We start from the raw sequence: 3,451 nt of genomic DNA, 5'->3' as shown, positions 1-3,451 counted from the left end.
CAGAAACGACTGGACCTACGAGCGCGTGCTGGAGACCTTTCCGCGCCTGAAAGAACGCCTGAACCACGGCGGGCAGCAGCTTTCCGGTGGCGAACAGCAAATGCTGACGATCGGCCGCGCACTGATGACCAATCCCGACGTGCTGATCCTCGACGAAGCCACCGAAGGCCTGGCGCCGCTGATTGCGCGGGACATCTGGCGCATCTGCGGCCTGATCCGAGAGACCGGCATCAGCAGCGTGATCGTCGACAAGAACTGGAAACACGTCACCCAGATTACCGACCGCAATGTCATCCTGGTCAAGGGCCAGGTGGTATTTGAAGGCAGCTCGGCCGAGCTGCACGCCAAACCCGAACTGCTGGCGCAATACCTTGGCGTATGAGCCGGGAGTCACCATCCTGGCATGACTGAAACTTTGGCCGCCCAGAAATGTCCAAGCGCTTTTCCGTCAGTCCCTAGCCGCCGCTGCGGCCGGCTGGCAAAAGTTGGCAAGCCCAAGCGCAGGGCGCCGACGGGCGCACGCAACGCGGCGTCGGCCTGAACGCACAGTTCGCCCGGGAGCGGTCACCATGAAAGTATCACCGGCCACCTCAACGCTGGGCCTCACCGTGCTGGCCATGCTCGCCTTTGCGGGCAACTCGCTCCTGTGCCGCCTCGCACTGCGCAGCACACCGATTGACGCGGCCAGCTTTACAGCCCTTCGCATCGCTTCAGGTGCGCTGGTGCTCTGGCTTTTCATGTGGCGGCGTGGTGTCACGGCGACCGGCAACTGGCCGTCGGCCGGTGCGCTGTTCGTGTACGCTGCCGCATTCTCGCTGGCCTACGTCAGCCTGCCGGCAGCCACGGGCGCGCTGCTGCTGTTCGGCTCGGTGCAACTCACGATGCTGGGCACCGGGCTGGCCCGCGGCGAACGGCTGGACGCCAGGCAAAGCGCCGGCCWGGTAATTGCCGTGGCGGGCCTCATCGCGCTGTTGCTGCCCGGCGCCGCCGCACCAAGCTTGCCATCGGCCTTGCTGATGTTGCTGGCCGGCATGGCATGGGCGGTGTATTCGCTGCGCGGAAAACACGCCGGTGATGCGACGCAGGCCACCGCAGGAAACTTCCTGCGCGCCACACCACTGGCACTGTTGTTGGCCTGTTTGATGTTCCCGCAACTGATCTGGGACATGCGCGGGGCGGCGTATGCGGTGACCTCTGGTGCGATCACTTCCGGGATGGGCTACATCATCTGGTACGCGGCGGTGAGGCGGCTTCCCGCCACTACGGCGGCCTCGGTACAACTTTCAGTGCCGGCCATTACCGCACTGGGCGGCATCGTCTTTCTTGGAGAGCCGCTGGGCTGGACGCTCGCCGCTAGTTGCACGGCCATTCTGGGCGGCGTCGCGCTGGCCGTGCGCCCTTCGCCACCCAAAAGCTAAAGCAGCGAACGCAGCTCCCTCGCGGCATCCAGCAGCAAGGGCAGCAATTCGCGCCGCATGGCCTCCGGCCTCAGCCGCTGCGGCGACGACACCACATTGAGCGCGGCCACCGTGTGCCCCTGCATGTCACGCAGCGGCACGGCCAGGGCGTGCACACCCAGTTCATGCTCTTCACTGGCCACGCAGTAGTCGTCAAGCCGCACCTGGTCAACAAGGGCGCGTAGTTTGCGCGGATCGGTCGTCGTGTGCAGGGTCAACCGCGCCAGGTTGCCTGTGTCGGTCCTGGCTTTCAGCCATGCATTGAACCCGGTTTTAGTCTTGGCAGCCAGCAGCACGCGCCCGGTGGAAGTCGCATGCGCCGGCAGGCGCGCACCGAGGTGCAAGCCGTAAGCCAGCACGCGCGCCGGCGTCGCCCTGCCGCTGTCTGCCGGTGACTTCCACTCAAAACCGCTGCGGCCAATGATGACAATCTCGTCGCCGTCCAGCACTGCGACGGAAAACGACTCCTGCGTTTGCGCGGCCAGCCGGTTCAGCGCGGGTTGAACAGCGCGCGGCAGGCGTGCGGTGGCCAGGTAGCTGCCTGAAAAGCGCAGCACCTTGGCAGCCAGCCAGAAATAGCTGCCGTCGGTTTCCAGGTAACCCAGGTGTGTGAGCGTGAGCAGGTGGCGGCGCGCGGCCGCCCGCGTGATGCCCGCGCGTTCCGCCGCCAGCGTGGCGTTCAGGCGCTGGCGCTGCGTGTCAAAACTCTCGAGCACGGCCATGCCTTTGGCCATGCCTTCAATCATGTCGGGCTTGGCGATCGGGAAAGCGCCGGTTTTCAAAGCGGTTTTTGAGATGACCATTGCGCGATCATCGCACAAGTGAGCCGGACATCGTGCAAAGCCGCGGCCACGCGCTGGGCGCGGCGCACGCAGCCGCATAACCTTCTCGCTTGGGGCACATTGCCCGACAAATTGAACGGAGACACCATGCGCGTACAGGTAGCCATCGTGGGCGGCGGCCCCGCCGGGCATTTGCTGGGCCAGCTGCTTCATAAGGCCGGCATCCATGCCATCGTGATTGAGCAGCGCAGCAAAGAGTATGTGCTGGGACGCATACGCGCAGGCGTGCTGGAGCAAGGTACAACCGACCTGCTTGACGAGGTCGGTGTAGGCGGCCGCATGCACAAGGAAGGGCTCGTGCACGGCGGCTTTGCCCTCGGCTTTGGCGGCACCCATCACCGCATTGACCTGCAGCAGCTGACCGGCGGCAAACAGGTGATGGTCTACGGCCAGACCGAAGTCACGCGCGACCTGATGGACGCGCGCGCCGCAGCAGGCCTGGCAACCGCGTATGAAGCCGAAAACGTGAGCCTTCATGACTTTGACGGGCCACACCCCAAGGTGCGTTATGTGCAGCACGGCGTGGCGCACGAAGTGGAATGCGACTTCATCGCCGGCTGCGACGGTTTTCACGGCGTGAGCCGCGCCAGCGTGCCGGCCAATGCGCTGCAGACCTTTGAGCGCGTCTATCCCTTCGGCTGGCTGGGCGTGCTGTCAGAGACGCCGCCCGTTTCCCACGAACTCGTCTACAGCAACCACACGCGCGGTTTTGCCCTGTGCAGCATGCGCAGCCACACCCGCAGCCGCTACTACGTGCAATGCCCGCTGGACGACAAGGTGGAGAACTGGAGCGACGACGCCTTCTGGGACGAACTGCGCCGCCGCCTGGCGCCCGAGCTGGCGGAAAGCCTGGTCACAGGTCCCTCTATTGAAAAAAGCATTGCGCCGCTGCGCAGCTTTGTCGCCGAGCCCATGCGCTTCGGCCGCCTCTTCCTGGCAGGCGACGCGGCCCACATCGTGCCGCCCACGGGCGCCAAGGGTTTGAACCTGGCGGCCAGCGATGTGCGTTACCTGGCACGCGCGCTGACAGAGTTTTACGACGGTAGCGAGGCCGGTATCAACAGCTATTCAGACACCTGCCTGCGCCGCGTCTGGAAGGCTGTGCGTTTTTCCTGGTGGTTCACGTCACTCATGCACAAGTTTCCCGATGCA

Annotated in this window: 4 protein-coding genes; 3 read left to right on the top strand and 1 reads right to left on the bottom strand. The window is 64.9% G+C overall.

What is annotated here, in order from left to right; translation table 11 throughout:
• On the top strand, positions 1-382 hold a 382-nt coding region (locus AC1D1X_RS18805), incomplete at its 5' end, for an ATP-binding cassette domain-containing protein (RefSeq protein ID WP_477698873.1).
• A 187-nt stretch (positions 383-569) separates the two neighbouring features.
• Positions 570-1,418: a DMT family transporter gene (locus tag AC1D1X_RS18800; RefSeq protein ID WP_477698872.1), complete on the top strand. Its 849-nt coding sequence runs from the start codon at positions 570-572 to the stop codon at positions 1,416-1,418.
• Here AC1D1X_RS18800 and AC1D1X_RS18795 read toward each other — a convergent pair.
• Positions 1,415-2,260 (bottom strand): IclR family transcriptional regulator domain-containing protein, encoded by an 846-nt coding sequence (locus AC1D1X_RS18795; protein ID WP_477669403.1) that lies wholly within the window; start codon positions 2,258-2,260, stop codon positions 1,415-1,417. The genes AC1D1X_RS18800 and AC1D1X_RS18795 overlap by 4 nt on opposite strands.
• A gap of 126 nt (positions 2,261-2,386) precedes the next feature.
• Here AC1D1X_RS18795 and pobA point away from each other — a divergent pair.
• A partial coding sequence (gene pobA, locus AC1D1X_RS18790; protein ID WP_477698871.1) for a 4-hydroxybenzoate 3-monooxygenase occupies positions 2,387-3,451 on the top strand: 1,065 nt, incomplete at its 3' end.

It is taken from the genome of Polaromonas sp. P1_G4, assembly GCF_056405475.1.
This window is presented reverse-complemented; position numbering and strand designations above follow the sequence as displayed.